The following is a 21,777-nucleotide window of genomic DNA, read 5'->3' on the forward strand; positions in this document are numbered from 1 at the left end:
CGGCGGCGCCCTGGCGCGATGCGGATGGGAGGGAGGGAAGCGGCGGGATCAGGTGCCCGGGTTGAACCAGGCGCCGCGCCAGTCGATGGCGCCGACGCCGAAGTCGAAGATCACGCTGACCTCGACGCCATCGGCGCCCTGCACCGGGCCGGTCGTGACCTGCGGCCCCTCGGCACCATTGAGGTAGCCGTAGACATAGACCGGCGCGGCGACCGGGTCGGAGAACAGGTACCAGCGGTTCGCCTGGATCAGCGGCTCGATCACCGGCTGCACGAAGCCGGCAAAGACGTTCGCCTTGCCGATCTCGTTCGCCTGCACCACCACCGTCGCCTGGCGCGCGGCGAGTTCGAGGTTTGGCCCCACCAGCAGCCGCATGGTCTGGCCCATCGAGATGGGCAGCCCGTCCAGCGTGCGCTGCTTCATGATGGCGGTGCGGCCGGCGCCGATGGTCGTGGTGTCGAGCACCGTGCCGGTGCTGGCCTTGTTGGCGCGCGCCGCACCGGTGGCGAATACGGGCGCGCTGCCGGTGGTCAGCGTCGGACCGTCACCATTGGCGCTGTTGAGCAGGTTGTAGGCGGTGGCGTTCTCGAACTCGGCGACGCGCCGGCCAATCGCCGCGGCGAAGTCGGTGAAGGCACCCAGATCGTCGTTCACCAGCATCGGTCGCGTGACGCGGATACGCCGCGCGAAGGTCTGCAGGAGCACGATCTCCTGGCTCTCGGACATGGTGCCGACCTGGATCTCGCCGTTCTCCGCGAGCGGCAGCAGGGTCGGGAAGTCGCCAATGCGCAGGTGCCGGTGCGGCTTGAAGTCGCGGAAGTCGCGGCGGAGAAAGATCTGGCGGTAGGTCGGCTGCGCCGGCTGGTAGGCGGCGAGCAGCATCTTGTTGGCAGCGGCAGCCAGCAGCAGCGGAAAGTCGGAGCTGGTGTGGAAGGCGCGCTCGGCGAGGAGCGTGGGATTGCGGGGCACGCTCCGCGCGCCGCGGGCGCGCAGCAGTTCGCCGATCATGTCGGAGGGGCGCCAGCCCATGAACTCGGCATGGCGGCCCGAACCCTGCGGCTGGTAGCCGGGCATGGCACGGGCGGCGAGCGCTTCGGCCATGGCGTCGAGGATCTGCGCCGGGTCGTCGTGGCCGGGGCCGGTCTCGGGGCGGGCCGGGAGCGTCGGGCGGCTCGTCTGCGTCTGGGTGAAGGCGTCCCACAGGCGGCCTCGCAGCACCTCGGGGCTGATACGCTCGCGGATGGCGGCCTGGCGCAGCGCGTCGATGGTGTCCGCGGCGAGCAGGCCGCGGGCAGCGGCGAGGACCGGCTCGTAGCTGGCAATGCGCTCGGCGGCGGCGCGCTCGGCCTCGGCCCGGACGGCCTCGAGGTCGATCGCCGGCACGGCCGGTGCGGGCGCGGCGCGGGTCGGCTCGGGCGGCGTGGTCGGCGCGGGGCTGGTGGTCACGGTGGTCTCCTGGAACGGGGCGGTGGACGGCGACGCGGCAGGCGGCGCCGACGGGGCAGCAGCCGGCTCGGCCGGCGTCGTCTCGGGCATGGGTGGTTCCTCGTCAGGCAGGGCGGGCTCGATGGCGATGGCTGGCGCGCCCTGCGGCGCCTCGCCACGCACCGCCGCATCCCGGTCCACCGGGACCGGCACGACGGAGATCTCAAAGGGCTCCCAATCCACCGCACGGTGGACGGTCTCGCCGGTGGCCGGATCAGGCCGCGGCTCGTAGCGGTGCACGCGATAGCCGACGCTCACTGCCCGCAGCGTGCCGTCAGCGATGCGCTGCCAGACAGGCTCGACGTCGGCGGCAGTGCTGAACTGCAGCGTGGCATAGCCGCGCCCGAGCTCGAGGCGGGCGGCGGTGACCCGACCGAGCACGTCGCGCGCGCCACCGCGGCGGTGGGTATCGAGCACCGGGGCGCGACCGGAGCGCAGCGCCTCCATGCGCACCGCGTTGGGCGACATCTCCAGCTCCTCGGTGATCAGGCCGAGGGCCGGGACGAAGTTCCGCGCGCGAGCGCCGGTGCTCCACACGACCTCGACGGTGCGCGCGGCACGATCGACGGTGGCAGGCGCTGTGATGGCACGCTGCGCCACGAGCGGAACGTCCGCCGCGGTGGGCGCAGTAGCAGGCTCCGGCGTGGCATCGCTGCCGCCCAGCCCATTGGTCTCGGTCATGTGGATATCCCTGTGGAAAAGGTCGGGATGTTCTGTGGACTGCGGACGCTCAGCCAGGCTCCGCCTGGCTCCCGGCCGGCTGCCGCAGCGGAGCTGCCGCTCCTGTCGCCGCGATCTCCACCGCTGCCATCTGCGCAGCGTCCTGGGCGGCGCCGGACTTCGCGACACGGCGCGGATCGGTGTCGAGCGAGATGCCCGCCTCGTCGAGTAGCGCATTGGCCTCGCGGATCATCTCGACGGCCGCGCGGAAGTCGTAGCCAAAGGCACCGGCGGCCTCGGGCTGAGGCACGAAGCCGGCGCGAACCTGGGCAATGAGCGCCGTGGTGTCCTTCAGCGGGTCGATCATCTCGTGCGCTGGCGGGACGTGCGACACGCCGACCGGCATCTCCGCGCCCCACAGCCCGAGCAGCGCGCCCTGGGCGTGAAAGCGGTCCGCGATCGGGCGGACCAGCATCGGGATCAACATCCCGTACTGCACCTGCTCACAGAGCCGGCGGAACTCGATCTTGCCGGCGCGGAGCGAGGAGTAGTTCGCCTGCGTCAGGTCGCCCGAGACCTGGTCGTAGGTGAGGCCAGCGCCGACCGCGGCGGCCTCCAGCGCGCGGCGGGCGAAGGCGGCATGGCTCCCGCCGCCGGAGGGGTTCACCACCTCCACGGAGCCCATGCCGCGGCGATACAGGATCATCCCTGGCTCGAAGCTCTCGACCGTCCGACCCTGGGCGTCGCGGAGCAGGCCGGTCGCCGCACCGGTGAGCGCCTCATCGCCCTCCTCGGTGACCACCGCCGCGAGGCAGGCCTCGATCTTGGCCTTCATCAGGAGGGCGGCCTCGTAGTCGCCGAGGTCGCGCAGACGGAGCAGGACCGGAGCGAGCCATGACACGTCGCGCAACTGGCCGGGCCGGCGCTTGCGGTAGATGTGCAGCACGTCGCCGGCGGGGATGCGTTGGCTGCTCTGCCAGGTCACCCCCGGCAGGATCCAGGCGGCGCCGGGATGGACGCGGTGCAGCCAATAGCCGATCGGCTCCCCGGCCTCGCCAAGCGCGATGCCCTGGATGGTCGGCGCGCCCTCGACCATGCCGTTCCGCGCCGTGTCGAGATGGTCGCTCTCCAGCACCTGCAGGCGCAGGCCGATCGGGTTCGCCTGCGAGGGAGCAGTCATCAGGAAGCGCACGAAGCACTCGCCGCTCTCGACCACAGCCCGCATCACCAGCGCCTGCAGACCGTAGAGGTCGAGCCGTCCCTCGGCGTCGCAGGCGTTGCTCTCCGCCCAGCGCTGCCAGGCGCGGCCGTGCGCGTCGCCGGGCCAGCGGGTGGTGATGCCCGCGCCGACCGCATTGCCAGTCCAGAGATCAACGATGCGGCTGGCATAGGGATCGTTCCGCACGGCATCGCGGGCGCGGCGGGCGACCGTGGCCGCAGCCATGCCGACCTCGGCATTGGCGCTGCCGCCCGAGGGCGCCCAGGCGGAGGCGCGGTGGTCCTGCGCCGCGGCATAGCCGCGCAGCACCTGCCATGCATCGCGGAGACGTCGGATCACCCGGTTCTCTCCCGCGAGAAGCTGGCGAGTGTCACGGAGGGACGGCGCGTTGCGCTCATCTCCGCACCGCGCAGCACGGCCAGCGCGCGGCCGAGCTCATCGAGGCTGCGATACTCCACCGTCCGCCCGTCGAAGCTCACGCGCGTCGTGCCGCCCGTGTAGGCGGCCGCCAGCGCCGCGGCGCGGCTCCCCTGCGGCTGCGCCAGCGCCCACGCGAGAACAGTCGGATCCATCACGCCGCCCTGAGCGTCGGCAGCGGCGTCGCCGCGTTGACGAGATAGGACAGCCCGGTGGGAGGGTTCGGCATAATCGGCACACCGGCCTGGTGCGTCAGCGCCGCGAAGAACCCGTTCTCGCTGCCGGTCGTGCCACCGCCGGCGCCGCCATCCGCCGCGGCCGAGCCGAGCAGCAGCGTGTTCCCGCCGCTGAATGCCTGCGTGCTGGTACCGCGTACCGAGGGAGCCCCGGAGAAGCACAGCAGCAGCCACCAGATGCCGGCCGAGATCCAGCGCGGCTGCGCGAAGGGGCAGAGTGCATTGCCAGTGGCGGCGGTGTCGGCGTCCACCACCGGCTCTTCGATCACCGCTCCCGGCCGGCCGGCACCATTGTCCGCCGCGAGCGCCATACGCAGGAGTCCGGCCGCGCCCGTCGTCACACTGACAGCCATGGCCGAGAACAGCCCGGGACGCGCCAGCACGTAGGGGACGCAGTACAGCCGGTTCGCCGTCATCGCGACCGCGCCGCCGACGGCGCGCGCATGCTGCGAGGCGTAGAAGCGCCCCGAGACGTGGGGCAGCATCGCCGGCGCCGGCGGCAGGTAGTGCTGGAACAGCGCGGTCATGCGAGGGGCCGGATGCCGAGGGTGAGAGGGCGCTCCGCCACCTGGTTCACCGGCGCAGCGGCGAGGCCGGAGCGCATCCGCAGCCAGCGCCAGCCGAGCAGAAGGGTGGGCGGCAGGGTGAGTGCCCGGCCGGCGGCGGCGGCCAGCACCACCTCATTGCCGAGATGGTCGTAGAGATCCGCCCAGGCTGCAGGCTCGCCCTCGTCGAGCGAGCCTTGCAGGGTGAGCGGGGCGTCGGTCCAGGCGGCGGGCAGCAGCAGCAGGCAGACGCCATAGCCGACGCTGGCGACAGGGCCGCTCAGCGCCTGGCCGGCGGCGATACTGGTGCGCACGGGCACGATCGCGGTCATCAGGGTCTCCAGGATCAGCGCAACCAGCCGCTGCGCGGCGCGAGCCAGCCGCGTGGGCGATGGGTGTCGGGTGCGGCCGGCGAAGGCGACGGGGGAGCGACATTCCCGCCCGTGGGAAGTTCGGCTGCCGGCAACGACAGCGCATCGGCCATGCGCGCCCAGCGCCCGTCGCCCCAGCCATCCACGCCAAGCGCCGCCGCGGCCGCGCGGGCATAGACCCGGCAGTCCAGCGCCTCGTTCCTTTCGCGGGTCTTCACCCACTCCAGTCGGCGAAAGCCGTTGCGACCGGCACGGGCCACCAACTGCTCGGCGGTGAGCTGCCGGCAGAACTCCTCGCCCGCGGCATGCACCGGCAGGTGCACGTAGCCCGGCGGGAAGGGATCGCCGCTCTCCTCCGTCGGCCGGTCGAGCTTCAGCCAGCCATAGGTCTCGGCCTTCAGGAAGGACGAGCCGACCGGCCAGACCTTCAGCCCACCGAGCTTCCGGCCGTTGCGTCGCACCTCCGTTGCCGCGGGCTGGCCGACCGCGGCGCGCAGCCCGTCCTGGCCCTTCACGGCGAGCGCGCGGCCCGCGCCAGCGCGCCGCACGAAGGCGTACACCTCCGCGGTGGTCATGCCGTCGCCGCTGTCGATCGCCGCCATAGCGATGGGGAGGCGGTGCCCGCTGGCATGCCGCCAGGTCTCGCCCAGCAGCAGCCGCAGCTCCTCCCAGACCGCCGCCTCGAACGGGTTCCCCGCCAGCACGCGGTGCTCGACCAGCCAGGACTGGCGGTCCTGCCCCCAGGCCCAGAGGCTCGCCTCGAGGCGATCCCGCTGCACGTCCACGCCGGCGGTCAGCAGCAGCCCGCCCATCGGCACCGTGCCCGCGGGCCAGTGCTCGCGGCGGTCGTAGAGCCGTTGCCAGTCCGGTGCCTCCCCCGCCTCCTGCCAGGTCTCGCCCAGCACCGTGTTGCGAAAGGTCTTGATGGCGCGGTCGTCGCCCTGCGCCGCGAGCCAGAGCCGGGCGATTTCCGACCAGGGCATCCAGCCGGGCGGCGAGTAGAGCGCCGAGATGTGAAAGCCGATCGCATGGGGATCGGTGGCCATGGCGGTGGCTCGCCATTCGCCCGCGGCCAGCATCGCCGCCTTGTGCTGCTCGCCGATCGGCGCATCGCAGTCCTCGCAGAGGTACCGCGCCGTCTCGGGCTGACCCTCGTCCCAGACCAGCCGCTCGAAGCGCAGATGCTGGCGGTGGCCGCAATGCGGGCAGGGCACGAAGTAGCGCCGCTGGTCTGTCGCCAGATACTCCCGCTCGATCCGCGACAGCCCGGCGATGGTCGGCGTGCTGACCAGCAGCATCTTGCGCCGCCAGCCGAAGGTGCGGGCCCGCGCCTCGGCCAGTGCGATCGGGTCACCTTCGCCCTCGACGTCGCCGGGGTAGGCGTCAATCTCGTCGAGGAACAGGAACCGCGCCGACATCGAGCGCAGGCCCACGGCACTGTTCGCGCCGGTCATCACCAGCTGGCCGCCCGGGAACTCCTTGCTGAGCTGGCGATTGCCGCTGTCGCGGGAGCGGGCCGGCGCGACCCGTTCCCGGATCGCCGGCGTTTCCTCCACCAGCGGGTCGATGCGCTGGTCGGAGAAGCGCTTGGCCAGTTCGGTGGTCGGCTGCACCGCGAGCATCGGCCCCGGTGCGTGGTGGATCACGTAGCCGATCCAGTTGTTGCCGCACTCGGTGCCGCCGACCTGCGCGCCCTTCATGAACACGACACGCCGAGCGGGATGCGCCGGCGACAGCGCGTCCATGATCTCGCGCAGGTAGGGCGTGCGCGCGGTGCGCCACGGCCCCGGTTCGGCAGAGCCGCGGCTGCCGAGCAGGCGATGCCGGTCGGCCCATTCCGACACGAGCAGCGCCGGCTCCGGCGCCATGCCGTCGCGCCAGGCCTGCAGTATTTCGGCGTCGCCCTCGAAGCGGCCAAGTTCGTCCAGCAGATGCTCCCCGACCATCAGCCGACGCTCACGCGGACGTCGTGCCGCTCAGCGAGGTGCTGGCGCAGCCGCGCGTCCATCATCGTCTGCAGCCGGTGCGCATCGACCCCGAGCTCGGCTGCCATCTCTGCGGCGACGCGGGCGGGCCAGGCGAGGATGGCGTCCCGCTCCTCCTTGGCGAGGCGGTGCACCAGCAGGAGCGCGCGGGCCTTGTCGACCAGCTTGCCCTTGCGCTCGTCGAGCCGCAGCCGGCGCTCCTGCGCCTTGAGCACCTCGTTCGCCGTGCGCGCATCGTGGAAGGTATTCTGGGCGGCGCGCGGCAGCGGATCGGCCGCCGGCGCCATCGCGGCGACAGGCGGTGGCGTCGCTAGCCGCGATGCTGCCGGTGCGGTTGGCGCCAGCGTCGCCGTCTTGCGGACGGGGTCGCTGCTGTCAGCGAGCCGTGCCCGAACCTTCTCGACATCCCAAGCGCCATCGGCCTCGGGCGCGATGCGGCCGGCGCGCTGCGCCTTCTGCAGCGCCGTGTGGGAAATGCCGAGGCGGCGCGCCACCTCGCGCTGCGAGGCCACGCGGCCCGGCTGCGCAGCGGCGATCATGATGTGATCGAGATCCCTCGAAGATAGCAATCGCCATCGCGGCGACGGCGCTTGGCTCGCGCGCGGCACAGCGCGAATGGTCCGTCACGCGATGCAGATGACGGAGCCGACCATGACCAAGCGCGAAGCCAACCAGCAGCGGAGCCTCGAGGCCTTCCTCGCGAAGAAGGCAGAGTTCGACGCTCTGCTCGCGGAGTTGCAGCAGGCCAGCGATGACCACTTCGGCGCGGATCCCGAGGCGGTGCTCTGGTGCGAGACCGCCTGGCTCACCGACGCCACCGCGAAGCTGAAGGAGGTCGCCGACCAACATTTCCGGCGCGGCGAATACCGCGCCTGACGCGCCGCGCTCCCGCACCGCCCCGACCGGGTTCCGCCCGGCGGGGCTCCCGGCAGTAGGGGGCCGAGGGTCGGCTCCCGGAACCGGAGACCACGACGATGACGCTTTCCGATACCCAGCGCGTGATCCTGAGCGCCGCGGCGCAGCACGAGATGGGCCTCGCCCGCGCGCCGAAGACCCTGCCGGCCGCCGCCCGCAACGCGGTGTTCCGCAGCCTGATCAAGAACAACCTGCTCACCGAGATTAACGCCCCGCGGGAGCATGTCGGGCTCGGCTGGCGACAGGATGAGGACGGGACCTGGATCGTGGCGCGCATCACGGACGAGGGGCTGCGCGCCATCGGCATCGACCCGAACGCGGGCGACGCGCGCGAGGAGGACGAGCAGAGCCCCGAGGCCATCGCCCGCCGCAACGCCGAGCGCCGCGCTGCCGCGGAGGCTGCCGCGCCGGTGGCCGACACGGCGCCCACGGGCGGGGAGGACGCCGCTGAGGGGGGTGCCCCCGCGGAGGACGCCGAACCCGCCCAGGGCGCGCCCACGCCCGCCCCGCGCGCCAGCCTGCGCGACGCCGCCGCGGCGGTGTTGGCCGCCTGGGACGACGAGGCGAACCGTGAGACGGACATCATCACCGCCCTCGACGGCCCGATGCAGGCCCTGCGCGCCGCCCTGGCGGGCAAGCCGCCCCGCCAGGCGCGCGAGCCCGGCGCGCCGCGGAAGCCGCGCGAGGGGACGAAGCAGGAGGCGGTGCTCGCCCTGCTCCGCCGCGAGGAGGGCGCGACCATCGCGCAGATCTGCGAGGCGACCGGCTGGCAGCAGCACACGGTCCGCGGCTTCTTCGCGGGCCTGAAGAAGCGCCAGGGGATCGAGGTGCAGGTGCTGGAGCGGGTCCGCCAGGTCGGCCCGAACAAGGAGGGCGCGAAGGGCTCCTTCACCATCTACCACCTGCCGGCCTGATCGCGCCGAAGGAATCACGCCGCCGCCTGCGTGCCGCGGGCGGCGGCGATGTCGTCGAAGACTCGATCCTCCCCGGCTAGCACGGCGGCGCGCCCCGTGAAGGTCTGCCAGCGCCGCACCGCTACGTCGATGTACCGGGCGTCGACATCCATCGCGTAGCAGATGCGCGCGGTGGTCTCCGCTGCGATGATCGTACTGCCGCTGCCGGAGAACGGCTCGTAGACCGCATCACCCAGCGCGGAATTGTTCACCATCGGCCGGCGCATGCACTCGACCGGCTTCTGCGTGCCGTGCACCGTCGCCGAGTCCTCGTCGCCACCGGTGCTGATCGGCCAGAGCGTCGCCTGGTCTCGCGCACCCTGCCAGTGACCGGTGGCGCCCTTGCGCACCGCGTAGAGGCAGGGCTCGTGCTGCCAGTGGTAGTCGCCTCGCCCGAGCACAAAACGCGACTTCGCCCAGACGATCTGGCTCCGCACCGCGAAGCCGGCTGCCTCCAGGCTCTCGATCACGGTCCGCGCGTGCACGCCGGCGTGCCAGACATAGGCGACATCGCCAGGGAACAGCCCCCAGGCCTCGCGCCAGTCGGCGCGATCGTCGTTCGCCACCTTGCCGGTGCGCATCGTCGCCGACACGCCCGCCTCGTTCCGCCATTCGGGATCGTAGTTCACGCCGTAGGGCGGGTCCGTGATCATTAGGTGCGGCCGCGCGCCGTCGAGCAGCCGGGCGACGTCCGCGGCGCTGGTCGCGTCGCCGCACAGCAGGCGATGCGGCCCGAGTAGCCACAGATCACCGGGCCGCGTGACGGGTGCCTCCGGCGGCTCCGGCGCCGGGGCGTCGGGATCGCCGCCGCCCTGCGCTGCCGCGTCCGGCGCCGCCTCTCCCAGCAACCGATCGAGTGTGGCGCCGTCGAAGCCGATCAGCCCGAGGTCGAACTCGTCCGTCCGGAGCGAGCGCAGCTCGGCGGTGAGCAGGCTCTCGTCCCAGGTGGAGTTGAGCGCCAGCTGGTTGTCCGCCAGACGGAACGCCCGCGCCTGCGCCTCGGACAGGTGCCCGAGCCGGATGGCGGGCACCTCCTCGAGGCCGAGCGCCTTCGCGGCGAGCACGCGGCCATGGCCGGCGATCAGCACGCCGGCGTCGTCCACCAGCACGGGCACGTTGAAGCCGAACTCGCCGATCGAGGCGGCCAACTGTGCCACCTGCTCGGTGGGATGGAGCCGGGCGTTCGCGGCGTAGGGTGCGAGCGCCGCCACAGGCATCATCTCGACGCGGAGATCAGGCAGCATCGGCCGTCGCCTTACCGCCCTGCTCGGGCGCTGCCTGAAGGCTCGTGCGCGCCGCAGCGACCACGCAGTAGTCGCGGCCGTCGTCGGCCAGCGTCACCGGCAGCTCGGGATGCAGCATCCGCCAGCGGGCGATCGCGAGGTCGACATAGGCCGGCGCGAGCTCAATGGCGCGGACGCGCCGACCCGTGCGCTGGCCGGCGAGGATGGTCGTGCCCGAGCCACCGAAGGGCTCGAACACGACGTCGCCCTCGTCCGTGTAGGCGCGCATCAGGAACTCTGGCAGCGCGACGGGGAACACCGCCGGATGCTCGGTCTCGATGCCACGACCCTTGTGGCGGGTGATGCGCAGCACGCTGTCGGGGATGCGCATCTCCTGCACCGGCAGGCCAATATGGGTGTAGGCCTTCACCTCGCCGTCGGCGGCGCGCAGCCCGCTGCCCTTGTTCGGCGTGCCGGCCCATTTGCAGGGCACGATCTTGTTGGGCGGCCGCGCCTCGCGATTGAAGTGGAACACCAACTCGAAGGCCGGTGCGAGGCGGCCGTTCCAGTCGCCCGGCAGGCCGGGCCCCTGGTCCCAGGCGTAGAGCCCGAAGCGCCGCCAGCCCTGGCCACGCATCCAGTCCAGCCAGCCCTGCCAATACGGCTGCCATTCACCCTCGCGATGGATCAGCCCAAGATTCACCAGCACCTGCGCGTCGCGGCGCAGCGCGCCGTCGAGATGCTGGAACACGCCCTGCATCAGCGCATCCCAGTCCGAGACGCCGCCGGTGGTGTAGTCCCGCTGGTTGCCGTAGGGCGGGCTGGTAAAGAGCAACGACGCGCGATCGGTGGCCATCACGCGCGCGACGGTGCTGCGGTTCGTGCTGTCGCCGCAGGCGAGGCGGTGCTCGCCGAGCAGCCAGATGTCGCCGACCCGCGCGACGGCCTGGCGTGGCGGCTCCGGCGTGGCATCCGCGGGGTCGTCGGCTGGCTCGGCGCTATCCGCGTCCGGCTGGTTGCCAGGGGCCGGCTCGGCACCGCTGGCAACCACCGGCGCCGGCAGGTTGCCGGCATCGGTTTCCAGCCCGGCCAGCAGCCGCTCGATCTCGGCGCCGTCGAAGCCGGTCAGCGCCAGGTCGACGCCGCCCATCTCCTGCAGCTTCGCGACCTCGGTCGCGAGCAGCGCTTCGTCCCAGCCGGCATTCAGCGCGATGCGATTATCGGCGAGGCGATACGCTGCCTTCTGCGCCTCGGTCAGGCCAGCGCGGACGATGGTCGGCACAGTGTCGAGGCCGAGGGACTTCGCGGCCAGCAGCCGGCCGTGACCGGCGATGAGCTCGCCGCGCTCGTCCACCAGCACCGGCGCGACGAAGCCGAACTCGAGGATGCTGGCCGCGATCTGCGCCACCTGCTCGGCGGAATGCGTGCGCGCGTTGCCGGCATAGGGCAGCAGCGCGGCGACCGCGCGCGCCTCGACGGCGCTTGCAGACCATGGGGCCTGGGGCATCTGCACCTGCGTGATCGTGGAATGGTGGCCGGCGCGGCTGGCAACTGCTCGGCGCTGGCAACCTGGAAAAATGGCCTGGCGCTAGGAACCTTGCGCGCTTCCGCCCCCCGCATACAGCAGGCCCAGGAAGGACCCTGCGGCTCGCGAGCCACTGTCTCGATGGAGCGACGCTGTGCCTGGTGAGCCGCGGCGCGGTCGCGCCTTCTCTACGTGTCCAGAGTCTAGCCTCATCGATTTCGGCGCCGCCAGCGGGCCAATTGTAACAGCGTGGCCGGGGCGGTGGAGATCGCCCCGGCCACCGCTCTCACGCCGCCCGTGTGCGCGGCGTCAGGCCGAAGTGCATGGCGAGCGTGCCGAGCGTCCCCACCAGGATGCCCTGCCCGACAGGGCCGTGTACTGTCCGTCCCGCCCAGCCCTGGCGCATCGCCCACTCGCGGACCGAGAACTCCAGGCCGACGACGAACCATGCGCAGGAGCCGCCCGGGCTGTCGTGCCCACCGAGCGCATCCAGCGCTGCCGCGACACGGCGCCGCGCGTCGATCTGCAGCGTCGAGAGCGTGTCGACACGCATGCCGGGGAGGCGCACGATCTGCGACGTCGACATGCCGTCGAAGCAAGCCGCGCGAAACAGCCCGCGGAAGATCTCGCCCGCTTCGTGCATCTGCGGCGTGATGGTGCCGTTGGCCAACATCTGCCCAAGCGTGTCCACCGCACGGCGATGTTGCGTCGGTGACCCGGTCTCTGGATCGGCCGCGCGGATCGGCCCCTCGAAGGTGCCGTGCTGAAGCCGCCACTTCGACGGCTTCGCTAGATCCTCGTGCTTCGACGTTGCCCGCTTTGCCTTGCGCTTACCGGCCATGCTGGTCCCCTCCGTGCCGACGCCCCCAGCGCCGGCTTGCTTCGTTGATGACGGCCTGGCGGAGCCAGGGATCGGTGATGTCCTCCACGGCCAGGGCGGCGACGCCGTGCCGGTGCCAGGCGGCGGCGCGCATGGCGTCGATGTCCATCGCCGTTGACGGGCTGCGTGCCAGGTCCAGACACGACCGGGGCGGACGCGGCGCATCGGGCAGCCTCATGCTCGACCACCCTCCGGGTCGGTCGCCCAGAGCAACAGCGCCAGGGCGTCGGCCTCGTTGTCGTCGGCCGGCGCAAAGCCGCGGGCGCGCATGGCGGCGATGATCGCCGCCTTGTCTGAGTTGCCACGGCCGGTGGCGTAGCGCTTGATGGTGCCGACGGGCACGCCCTCGTAGGGGACGTCATGCTCCTCGCACCACGAGGTCAGCGTCGCCAGGAAACCGCCGTAGACGTGCGCTGCATCGGTGCCGGCGTGTCGGCGGACTTCCTCGAACACCAAGCGGCGGATGCCGTGGGCGTGCGTGGCGATCTCGACGAGCCAGTCGACGAAGCGGACATAGCGCATGCCGCCGCCCTCGAAGCGGCGGGGCTTGAATGTCTCGACGCCGGACGTGATCCGGCCGGTGTCGAAGCGCAGGGCCCAGCCGGTGGTGGTGCCCAGATCCAGGGCGAGGATGCCCGGCTTGCGCGGCAGAAAGAGCGCCGGCTCGGGCAGGGCGCCGCTTGCATCGGCCGAGGGCATGGGGAGAGTCGCGAGATCCATGGTGGTCTCCGGGAGGGGACGGCTGTGGTGAGGGCGGCGACGGCGCGGTTCTTGGCGGAGCTCGCCGTCGCTGCCCGGCTTTCCGGGATGGCCCTCTCGGGGTGGACCACGAGCCCGAACCCGACCGCTCCGGGTGTGGTGTGCGCGCGCCGTTGAGGCGCGCACGCACACCCCCCGTAGGGGGGTGGGATTTTGCGGAACTTGCGGAACTTGCCTAACCGATTGATCGGGTTGGATGTTTTCAAGTTCCGCAAGCCAGTTCCGCAAAGCCCGTTTGCGGAACTTGCGGAACTTGGCGAACCCGTTGATTCGCTTGGGCAAATCAAGTTCCGCAGCGAAGTTCCGCAGCGCTGCGGAACTTGCGGAACTGCCAAGTTCCGCACGGTGCGAGAGCGTTCCGATCGGGCCGATCATGCCTCGACCTCCGGGTCGTTCAGCACCCAGACCTCGGGGTTCTCGACCGGCAGGACGGCGCTGTTGGTGTCGGACTGGAAGTGGCTGGGCAGCAGGCGGACCAGCGTGGGCGTGATCTCGCCGGTCTCGGGATCCACTGTCTCCTCGCCGGTCGCGAAGAGCATGTCCTGCACCAGCAGATAGCCCTTGGAGGATTTGCTGGCAGGAATGCCGTGCTCCGGGGCGGCGCGCAGGAACTTTATGTAGCCCTTGTTGGCGAGGACGTTGATGCGGCGCGCGATGGTGTCGTTGCCACCGAGACCGTGGGTGTTCTCGAACTGCGCCGCGAAGGCGCCGCCCGTGAACACGCGCCCTTCGCGGGCCTCCTGCGCGATGATCTGCAGGATGACGTCGTGGCGACGGCTGCGCTCGGCATCGAGTCGGGCGCCGAGGTCACGCCGCACGATGCGCTCGCCCTTGCGGTCGAGCTCGACCCAGGCGCCGCCTCGTTTGTCGATGAGGAGCGGATTGAGGCCGGGCCCGTTGCGCAGCTCGACATGCAGCTCGCGCGGCGTCTCCTCCTCGTCGGGCCGGAAGAGGATCATGCCGGAGGTGTAGAAGCCGCGCAGGGCGGAGGCGCCGGAGAGCGACAGGAAGGGATCGTCCTTCACCTGCTGCTTGCTGAGCTTCTTCGTGTGGTGCGCGAGGATGATGCCCGCCTCGGTTGCCACCTCGTCGCGCAGCGCCTCGACGCGGCTCTGCAGAAAGAACAGCATCGCCGCGTTGTCGTTCTCGCCCTCGCCGCCCGGGCCGCCATCGAAGAGGTTGCGGATCGGGTCGATGCAGATCACGTCCGGCGGCGCGTCGGGGAAGGCTTGGCGGATGGCGGCGGCCACCAGCGGCACGCCGCGCTCATCGAGCAGCATCCGGAGCTTCGGGGTGACGACGAGGGTGTCGCGCGCGCGGGCAACGACGGCGCGGTCGAGGCGCAGCTGCTGCAGGCGCTCCCGCAGGTAGTGGTACTGGATCTCCGCCTGGAGATAGAACACGCGCAGCGGGCGCGGCGCCGTGAAGCGCAGGAACGGCGCGCCGGCGGCGGCGTGCACCAGCAGGCTGATCAGGAAGTCGGATTTGCCGACCTTCGGCGCGCCGCCGAGCACCAGCATCCCACCCGGGGTAAGCAGGCGGGGCCCGATGAGGTCGTCGGGCATCGGGGAGGTGTCGTCGAGCAGCGCGCCGAGCGTGTGGGCGGGGACGGCTGCTGGTGGTGCGCTGTCGGCGCGCAGCAGCGGCGGCCCGTTGCGATCGACGTGCAGCGCCCAGATCGCGTCGGCCTCGGCCTTGAGGCGATCGAGCGGCCAGGCGGGGCGCAGGCAGGCAGCGTTGTAGCCGCAGATCGCCTCCCAGCCCTGGTCCGGCGTGATGCGGCCTTCATGCACCTGGCGGACGAAGTGGCCGATGGCGGCGCTCGCCCCCTGGAAGCGCGTCCACCCATCCTGGGCGCCTTCTCGCACCGGCGTGGTCAGGACGGCATCGAGCCCTGGCCGATTGGCGCCAGCTGCGGCAGTGGGCGCCACGAGGCCCGGCATGGTGGGCATGGCCGCGACGGCCGCGGCAAAGTCGGCGAGTTCCACCTCGACCCTGGGGCGGTGCTCCAGGATGGTGACGCGCCGCTGTGTGCCATGCTTCTGGTGGACCGTGCCTGGCACCCGGATCGGCTGGTGAGCGGAGCGGAAGTGAAGATCGCCACCAACCTTTTCCGCGATCTCGCCGCGCAGCGCGCAGACCCGCGCCAGGTCCTCACCCTCGGCCGGCTCGGTGAGGCGCCACCAGGCGTGCAGTTTGGCGGCGCCCTCGGGGGTGCGGCCGCCGCTCTCCACCACCAGGGTGGGCGCGCCGAGGTGGTGGACCAGATGCGCCAGCCTGGCGGCGATGTCGCCGGCATCAAGATCGACGACCACCGTCTGCATCTGCAGCACATGCTCGGCGCGGGCCTGGCCCTGCTCGGCGACGGTGCCGGGAATGACATAGACCGCGCTGCCCTCACGTGCGGCCCAGGTGGCATACGCGCTGAGAGATGCGGCGGCGTGCCGATCGGCCGGCACCCAGATGTTGTGCGGCTTGGTGTCGAGGCCTTGGCCCTGGTCGACGAAGCCGCGGACCGGGATCAGCCCGTCGCAATAGCCGAACACCACGTCGAGGAAGGTGGCGATCTGCTCGATGTCCGGCGCGATAGGCCCAGCGGCTTTCAGCATCGACAGCCCAGCGCCGGGAAATTGATCGAGGGCGATCTGCCCAGCGGCGGGAAGTTCGCTCACGCAGTCATCCGGCAGCGGCGCGGCATCGTTGAAGTCGCCCCATGCCGTCATACAGGCAGCGCCCAGCAGCGCTTGGCCCAGGGGCAGAAGCGGCACTCGAAGTGATCGGCCTGGGCGGCAACGCGGGGCAGCAACTCGCCGGCATCCGTCGCGGCCAGGATGCGCACGGCGCGGTCCGACATGCGCTGCGCCAGTTCGGCGTTGAACGGCACCAGCTCGTGGTGCAGCTCCGCCGTATCCTTGTTGATGGCGGTGAACAGCGCCGGGTTGTCGGCGACGCCCGGGACACTGGCGTCCATGTACGCCTGGTAGACCGCGATCTGCGCCGCGTAGATCGGCTTGGCCGCGGCGACGCCCTTGCTGGACGTCTCGCGCCAGGCCTTGGCGTTCATGGTCTTGCACTCCCACAGGGCCGGGAACGCCATGCCGGGGATGGTCGGGCCGCCGGCGAAGACACCATCGACATGGCCGCGGATGCGACCGCCGGCGACGGAGAAGCCGAACTGCTCGCCATGCTCGCCACCGCCGCGTCGGGTGTAGAGATCGAAGCCGGCGCCGCGGAGCCAGGCGACGGCGACGTCCTCCAGAGCGTGGCCGATCCCGAAGATGCGGAGCAGCCGGCCGTCGAAGTCGGCGCCCTCATCCTTCGGGGCCTTCACGAACTCGAACTGCAGCGCCCGCTCGCAAGCATGGCCGAGGCGGGAGCCGCCCAGGTAGCTGCGCGGAGGCGTCGCCTGATTGGCGGCGACCAGCGCCGCGTCGATGGCGGCGTTCACATGCGTCGAGGTCTGGCTGCGGCTGTTGAAGTCGAGCATCAGAAGGGCACCTCCGCCGCCGCGTCCTGCCGCGCGATCGCCTGCATCGCCTCCTGGAAGCCGCCGACGGCGACCTCGATCAGCGTCAGCACCTGCGCCTCGCTCAACTCCTGGAAGCGGGTGCCCCAGCCGATCTCGGCCATCGTCTCCGCGACGCGGCGCATGGCGGCGCGCATCGCGGCCTTCTCCTGCTCGGTGAGGTCAACCATGGCGGACGACTTCCCAGCCAAGCGCGACCAGAAGCCCTGGCAGGCGATGCAGCAGAAGGAGACCGAGGGCCGCGGCTTCTTCCGCGGCGCCGGGTCGAACCAGCCAAAGCCACGCGCCGGGCGGGAGCAGACGGCGCAGGGCGGCTCCGGGGAGCGGGCCATCGATCATGCCGCCTGCCCCAGCGCCGCGGGCTGGGCGCTTCGCACGAGATGCTGGATGGCCTGGCGGTTGAACTTGAAGGTCAGCAGCGCCGAGGCCTGGTACCGGGTCATGCCGAGATCGGCCCGTGCGGCGGCGGGCAGATGGATCAGCTGGCGTTCGGTCGGCGGCTCGCGCAGCCAGCGCCGGCTCTTATGGGCGCTCTCGTCGGTCTCGTAGGTGTTCAGCCAGTCATCCGCCGCGGCCAGCGCCACCAGCCGCTCGCCGATGGACAGCAGGCGGGGCCGCTCCTCCTTGGCGCCGCCGACGGCGTGCCAGGCTCCGTTCAGGAAGAAGATACCCGCCCAGCCGTTGAAGCCATTGGCCAGCAGTGCGGCGTCATCGCCGAACAGATCGCACCACTGGAAGGCGGAGCGCCGGAGGAGATCGATCTCCGTCATGATGAAGTCGGCGAGCGGCGCCGTCTCGCGCCCGCGGGGCTCGAAGGCGTGGCCGCAGATCGGGCACTCCATCACTGCGATCGGCACCTCGGCCTCGCAGGCGGGGCAAGTCTTGGTGGGCGGCTCGCCCTCGCCGGGCTGGCTGTCGAGATCGACGTCCTGCTCCATGCAGCCGTGGATCTGCGATGAGGTGCCGAAGTCGAGCACGATGCAGTCGCGCTTGACGATGCCGGGATGCTCGACCGGATCGACGGTGCGCAGCCCGCGCCCGACCATCTGGATCATGGTGCATTTGAAGGAACTGGGCCGCAGCAGGATGACGCAGGAGGTGGGCGGGTGATCCCATCCCTCGGTCAGCACCGCGACATTCACGACGATGCGCGCCTCGCCCCGGGCGTAGGCGGCGAGGACCGAGCGTCGCTCGCCGTCCGGCATGTCGCCGGTGACCATGACGGTGGGGACGCCGGCGGCGTTGAAAGCGGCGGCGACATGCTCGGCGTGCGCGACCGTCGAGCAGAAGGCCACCGTCTGGCGGCCGCCGGCCTTCTCCTGCCAGTGCTTCACCACGGCGTCGGTGACCGGCACCGTGTCCATCACGCGGGCGACCTCACCCATATCGAAGTCATCACCGCTGCGGCGCACCGCGCGCAGCTCGTCCTGCACACCGACATCGATGATGAAGGTGCGCGGCGGCACCAGGTGGCCGGAGGCGATCAGCTCGCCGAGCCGGATCTGATCGGCGACGTTCGAGAAGACTTGGCGCAGCCCGATCTTGTCGCCGCGGTTCGGCGTCGCCGTGACGCCATAGATGCGACAGGCCGGGTTGCGATCCAGGGCGCGATCGATGATGCGGCGATAGCTGTCCGCGACGGCGTGGTGCGCCTCGTCGATCACCAGCAGGTCCAGCGCCGGCATCGCCTCCAGGTTCGCCTGGCGCGCCAGGGTCGGCACCATGGCGAAGGTGACCTGGCCGCCCCAGGACTTCTGGCCGGCATCCACCACCGAGGTGGCGATGCCAGGATTCACGCGGCGGAACTTCGCCAGGTTCTGCGCGGTGAGCTCATCCCGATGCGCGAGGACCGCGGCCTTGGCGGCACTACCGCCGACATGCTCGCCCACCGCCGCCGACAGCATGATCGTCTTGCCGGCGCCGGTCGGGGCGACGCCGAGGGTGTTGCCGCGCTGGCCGAGCGCACGAAGGCTGCGCTCGACGAAAAGCTTCTGGCGGGGGCGGAGCAGCATGCTGGTGCGGCCCTCCCTCAGCGCGCCCAGGCGGGACGCGGGTCGGCGCCGGCAGCGGCGGGCTGCGGCGCCGCGGCAGGGAAGGCGCCCTGGTGGATGGCCGGCGCGGCGGGCGGCGCGTAGGCCTGGGCGGGCGGTGCGTAACCCGCCGGCGCCACATGCCGCCCCATCAGCTTGGCGTAGTCCCGATGGTCCGGCGTCACCGCCATGCGGATCTCGTTCTTGGTCTCGCCGCCGGCGTCGGTGCCGTGCTCGATCTTCGCCACGAACTCGAGGCCATCGAGGTCCGCGAAGCCGCCGATGCGGCGCGCCGCCTGGGCCTGGGGCGAGACATCCTTGTCGGAGATGCCGCGCGCCGAGTTCAGCATCCCGCGAAGGAAGCTGCGGCCCATCCCCGCCCATTCCGGCCCCTTCGGGCTGTGGAGGCCGATCAGCGTGAAGATCTTCCGCTTGGCGTAGGGGCCTTCCAGCACAGTGAACTCGCCATTGAGATAGACGGCGCCGGTGCTGCCGCGCGTGGCGTAGCCGCCGGTCCAGCCCTGGCTCGGATCGTCGAAGCCGCCGGGGCGGATGGTGAGGCGGACCTTGGCCAGCGTCCCCTTGGGGATCAGGTTCGGGTTCGACTGGGCGTCGTTGTAGTCGTTCCAGGCAGCCATGGTGCTTCTGCTCCGATCAGGTGTTGGGGGTGGGGGCGGGCAGCGCGATCGACGGCGCGCCGTGCGCGTCGATCGGCGGCGATGGGCTGCGGATTTTCTGGAAGAGCTGCCCGAGATGCGGCGGCTCCAGCATGTCGAGCCGGCCGCTGCGATCCTTCGCGGGATATCCCCAAGGGTTCAGCGTCTGGCAGACCAGACCGCGGAAGGATGCGACGGAAGGCTGGCCGGGAGCGGCGTCCGGCTTGATCTCGGCCAGCGTCATGACCTGATCGACGATGCCGGGCAGTTCGAGGCCAGTCTTGTTGCCGTCGATCTGCGGCACGAAGACGCGGCGATTGAAGTCGTCGAGTTTCTCGTCGAGGATTCCGACGAAGATCACGTTGCGCCCGCGCGCATGCTGGAGATGCGTGAGCCAGGCGATCATCTCGCGTCCATGCAACCCATAGGCGCCGCGGATGTCGGGCTTGCCGGTCTTCTCCGAATGCGCCTCCGGCTGGCCCCGGCACCACTGGAAGCAGAGCCGACCGGCGACCGTGATGCTGTCCACGAAGATCGTGGCGAAGCCGTCCATCCGCGTCGGATCGCCATAGGCCTGCAGGACGCGCGCATACTGCGCGGCGGAATAGGGCTGGTCGTCGCGCAGCGCGGGGTTGGGGCCGGCCAGGAACAGCGCGAGGTCTCGGCATTCCTCCCAGGTGCGCGGGCGGATCGACGCGCCACGCCAGTGCTGCACGGCGAGGTCGCCCGCCTCCAGGTCGATGAACAGCGTGCTGCCCTCATCGAGCGTCAGCAGGAGGTAGGTCTTGCCGATGCCGCTCTTGCCGAAGATCACGGCCTTGATGCCGCGGGCCTCCGCTTGCCGCTCATCGGCGGTGATGATGCGCAGCGCCATCAGCGGCCTCCCCGCAGCGGGATGACGCCGGCGCCATGCGGACTGTCGCGCAGCGCCGTCTCGGACATGATGGCGAGGCGATAGGTGGCGCGGCCCGTGCGGACCGTGCGGGCCGGCTCAAAGGCCTGGCGGATGCGATCGGGCCAGGCGGTGTATGCCCGCTCGGAGACCTTGAAGCTGACCTCGACGTACTGGCCCGGATCCTCGCCGCCGGCGCGGATCTGCTCCGCCAGCGCGGCGAGCCGCGCCTGGTCCCATTCCACCTTCTTCGGCAAGTCGACCGCGATCTCCACGGCGCCGTCCTGGAAGCGCACCGTGCCGGTGTCCTTGCCGGCAGCAGCACGGGCGCCGATGGCGCGCTGCTCGTAGCGCAGCGCGATCGCGGCCTCGATCCAGTCCTGCATGCGCTTGGCGGCGTCCAGCGCCTCGCGCGCATCGGTCTGCAGGAGCGCCAGATGCTCGGCGGGCAGCGCCATGACGTCGCTCACCGGCATGTGGCGCAGCGCGTCGAGGCTGGGGCGGTTCGTGCGGAGCGCGTCCATCACGCGGCCTCCGCGAGCAGCATCGGCAGGATGGCTGAGGCGGTACGGCGCGGGCGGCGGCGGGCGACGAGGATGTAGGCGTAGTCCTCATAGCCGTAGCGGCGCTGCACGATGTCGGCGAGGCCGAGCTCGGCCAGCTTCCAGGCACGGGCCGCCAGGCGCTGGAGCGCGGTGCGCTCGTTCTCGGGCAGGCACTGCAACTGCGGGCAGACCTGCCGGGCGAGCGCGCCACGGTGGTAGGTGATGCTGTCGCCGGGGGCCGCGGCGCCGAGCCAGGTGCAGAGCGAAGCCTCGGTGAGAGGCGTCACCACTGCGCGGATGTCGGTGATGCTGGTGTCCATGACCATGATTACCGAGGCTGCAGGCGTTCTGTTTCAGGCCGCCGGGGCGATGCCGGCGGCGCGCAGCCGCAGTCGCATCTCGCGCACGCGCCGGAACGCCGTGGTGCGCGACAGGCCGGCGTGGCGGGCGGGATCGACGTCGCCACGCGCGAGGGCGGCGCAGAGGGGCGCATCCTCCTCCGTCAGCACGCCGGCGATCCGCTCGAGGTCCAGCCGGCGATTCACGTCCGCGAAGGCATCGGTCTGCTGGCCCATCCACGCGCCGTAGCCGTCTGCCTCCGACAGCATGGCGCCGACCGTGGCACCCTCCGGCAGCGGATCATCGAGGGAGGTGGCGTGGTGGAGGGCCCGGTGCCGGTGGGTGCGGTGCGCCAGAAGCGCGGCATGATGCCGGAAGCAGGTGAGCGCGAAGGCGCCGAGGTCGCCCTGGTCCGAGTTGAAGCCGGGCAGGCGGGCGAGCAGATCGGTCAGGAGGTCCTGGGCGAAATCCTCGGCGTCATGCGCGGGCAGCCCGAGGCGGCGGCACAGGCCGCGCGCCATGCGCACGGCCATACGGTGCAGGGGTTCGAATTCGGCGAAGGTGAGCGAGGGCATCGGCGGCTCCGGCTGGCTGGTGATGACCAGCCGAACCTGCC

At 71.4% G+C, this 21,777-nt stretch carries 23 protein-coding genes; 2 read left to right on the forward strand and 21 right to left on the reverse strand.

The genetic code is table 11. The annotated features are described in order from the left end of the window. Positions 1-48: 48 nt before the first annotated feature. From DFH01_RS25165 to DFH01_RS28915, 7 genes are read right to left on the reverse strand one after another with little or no spacing between them, the layout of a single operon-like run. The gene (locus DFH01_RS25165) at positions 49-2,166 is read right to left on the reverse strand and encodes a prohead protease/major capsid protein fusion protein (protein WP_109873290.1); all 2,118 of its coding nucleotides are present in this window, start codon (positions 2,164-2,166) and stop codon (positions 49-51) included. A 49-nt stretch (positions 2,167-2,215) separates the two neighbouring features. Continuing rightward, a complete protein-coding gene (locus DFH01_RS25170; RefSeq protein WP_233256280.1) occupies positions 2,216-3,703 on the reverse strand; it encodes a phage portal protein in 1,488 nt (495 codons plus the stop codon). Further along, positions 3,700-3,936, reverse strand: coding sequence for a phage head-tail joining protein (locus tag DFH01_RS25175; RefSeq protein ID WP_109873291.1), 237 nt, complete (start codon positions 3,934-3,936; stop codon positions 3,700-3,702). The genes DFH01_RS25170 and DFH01_RS25175 overlap by 4 nt, the downstream gene beginning before the upstream one ends. Continuing rightward, complete coding sequence (locus DFH01_RS25180; RefSeq protein ID WP_109873292.1) at positions 3,936-4,544, reverse strand: hypothetical protein; 609 nt, start codon at positions 4,542-4,544, stop codon at positions 3,936-3,938. Before DFH01_RS25180 ends, DFH01_RS25175 begins: the two co-directional genes overlap by 1 nt. Further along, positions 4,541-4,894, reverse strand: coding sequence for a hypothetical protein (locus tag DFH01_RS25185; protein ID WP_109873293.1), 354 nt, complete (start codon positions 4,892-4,894; stop codon positions 4,541-4,543). The genes DFH01_RS25180 and DFH01_RS25185 overlap by 4 nt, the downstream gene beginning before the upstream one ends. Positions 4,895-4,908: 14 nt before the next feature. Next, positions 4,909-6,879, reverse strand: a complete 1,971-nt coding sequence (locus DFH01_RS25190) for a phage terminase large subunit family protein (RefSeq protein WP_109873294.1) — start codon at positions 6,877-6,879, stop codon at positions 4,909-4,911. Beyond that, positions 6,879-7,457 carry an elements of external origin gene (locus tag DFH01_RS28915; RefSeq protein ID WP_109873295.1) on the reverse strand — a complete coding sequence of 193 codons (579 nt, stop codon included), beginning with the start codon at positions 7,455-7,457 and terminating at the stop codon, positions 6,879-6,881. The genes DFH01_RS25190 and DFH01_RS28915 overlap by 1 nt, the downstream gene beginning before the upstream one ends. Positions 7,458-7,569: 112 nt before the next feature. Between DFH01_RS28915 and DFH01_RS25200 the strand changes: the two genes are divergently transcribed. Then, positions 7,570-7,794, forward strand: a complete 225-nt coding sequence (locus DFH01_RS25200; RefSeq protein ID WP_233256281.1) for a hypothetical protein — start codon at positions 7,570-7,572, stop codon at positions 7,792-7,794. 98 nt (positions 7,795-7,892) lie between these two features. Then, positions 7,893-8,747 carry a DUF3489 domain-containing protein gene (locus tag DFH01_RS28920; protein WP_233256282.1) on the forward strand — a complete coding sequence of 285 codons (855 nt, stop codon included), beginning with the start codon at positions 7,893-7,895 and terminating at the stop codon, positions 8,745-8,747. A 14-nt stretch (positions 8,748-8,761) separates the two neighbouring features. Here DFH01_RS28920 and DFH01_RS25210 read toward each other — a convergent pair whose 3' ends face one another. The 14 genes from DFH01_RS25210 to DFH01_RS25275 all read right to left on the reverse strand — a co-directional run bounded on the left by DFH01_RS25210 (position 8,762) and on the right by DFH01_RS25275 (position 21,736). Next, on the reverse strand, positions 8,762-10,030 hold the full coding sequence (locus DFH01_RS25210) for a site-specific DNA-methyltransferase (RefSeq protein WP_109873297.1): 1,269 nt from the start codon (positions 10,028-10,030) through the stop codon (positions 8,762-8,764). After that, a complete protein-coding gene (locus tag DFH01_RS25215; RefSeq protein ID WP_109873298.1) occupies positions 10,020-11,516 on the reverse strand; it encodes a site-specific DNA-methyltransferase in 1,497 nt (498 codons plus the stop codon). Before DFH01_RS25215 ends, DFH01_RS25210 begins: the two co-directional genes overlap by 11 nt. Before the next feature lie 304 nt (positions 11,517-11,820). Then, positions 11,821-12,375 carry a hypothetical protein gene (locus tag DFH01_RS25220; RefSeq protein WP_109873299.1) on the reverse strand — a complete coding sequence of 185 codons (555 nt, stop codon included), beginning with the start codon at positions 12,373-12,375 and terminating at the stop codon, positions 11,821-11,823. After that, on the reverse strand, positions 12,365-12,523 hold the full coding sequence (locus tag DFH01_RS25225) for a hypothetical protein (protein WP_233256283.1): 159 nt from the start codon (positions 12,521-12,523) through the stop codon (positions 12,365-12,367). The genes DFH01_RS25220 and DFH01_RS25225 overlap by 11 nt, the downstream gene beginning before the upstream one ends. Before the next feature lie 65 nt (positions 12,524-12,588). Continuing rightward, positions 12,589-13,134, reverse strand: coding sequence for a hypothetical protein (locus DFH01_RS25230; protein ID WP_109873301.1), 546 nt, complete (start codon positions 13,132-13,134; stop codon positions 12,589-12,591). Between the two features lie 410 nt (positions 13,135-13,544). Beyond that, positions 13,545-15,845 carry an AAA family ATPase gene (locus DFH01_RS25235; RefSeq protein WP_233256284.1) on the reverse strand — a complete coding sequence of 767 codons (2,301 nt, stop codon included), beginning with the start codon at positions 15,843-15,845 and terminating at the stop codon, positions 13,545-13,547. 47 nt (positions 15,846-15,892) lie between these two features. Next, the gene (locus DFH01_RS25240; protein ID WP_109873303.1) at positions 15,893-16,660 is read right to left on the reverse strand and encodes a hypothetical protein; all 768 of its coding nucleotides are present in this window, start codon (positions 16,658-16,660) and stop codon (positions 15,893-15,895) included. Then, entirely contained in the window at positions 16,660-17,031 is a 372-nt protein-coding gene (locus tag DFH01_RS28555; protein ID WP_199231405.1) for a DUF6511 domain-containing protein, read from the reverse strand. Before DFH01_RS28555 ends, DFH01_RS25240 begins: the two co-directional genes overlap by 1 nt. A 3-nt stretch (positions 17,032-17,034) precedes the next feature. Continuing rightward, complete coding sequence (locus tag DFH01_RS25250) at positions 17,035-18,711, reverse strand: DEAD/DEAH box helicase (RefSeq protein ID WP_109873304.1); 1,677 nt, start codon at positions 18,709-18,711, stop codon at positions 17,035-17,037. Positions 18,712-18,728: 17 nt separating this feature from the next. Then, complete coding sequence (locus tag DFH01_RS25255) at positions 18,729-19,367, reverse strand: hypothetical protein (protein WP_109873305.1); 639 nt, start codon at positions 19,365-19,367, stop codon at positions 18,729-18,731. 16 nt (positions 19,368-19,383) lie between these two features. Further along, positions 19,384-20,259 (reverse strand): ATP-binding protein, encoded by an 876-nt coding sequence (locus DFH01_RS25260; protein WP_109873306.1) that lies wholly within the window; start codon positions 20,257-20,259, stop codon positions 19,384-19,386. Beyond that, a complete protein-coding gene (locus tag DFH01_RS25265) occupies positions 20,259-20,801 on the reverse strand; it encodes a hypothetical protein (RefSeq protein WP_109873307.1) in 543 nt (180 codons plus the stop codon). The genes DFH01_RS25260 and DFH01_RS25265 overlap by 1 nt, the downstream gene beginning before the upstream one ends. Continuing rightward, on the reverse strand, positions 20,801-21,142 hold the full coding sequence (locus DFH01_RS25270; protein WP_040614007.1) for a hypothetical protein: 342 nt from the start codon (positions 21,140-21,142) through the stop codon (positions 20,801-20,803). Before DFH01_RS25270 ends, DFH01_RS25265 begins: the two co-directional genes overlap by 1 nt. 33 nt (positions 21,143-21,175) lie before the next feature. Beyond that, positions 21,176-21,736: a sigma factor gene (locus DFH01_RS25275; RefSeq protein ID WP_109873308.1), complete on the reverse strand. Its 561-nt coding sequence runs from the start codon at positions 21,734-21,736 to the stop codon at positions 21,176-21,178. Positions 21,737-21,777: the final 41 nt, after the last annotated feature.

It is taken from the genome of Falsiroseomonas bella (assembly GCF_003173615.1).
Classification (GTDB): Bacteria; Pseudomonadota; Alphaproteobacteria; order Acetobacterales; family Acetobacteraceae; genus Falsiroseomonas; species Falsiroseomonas bella.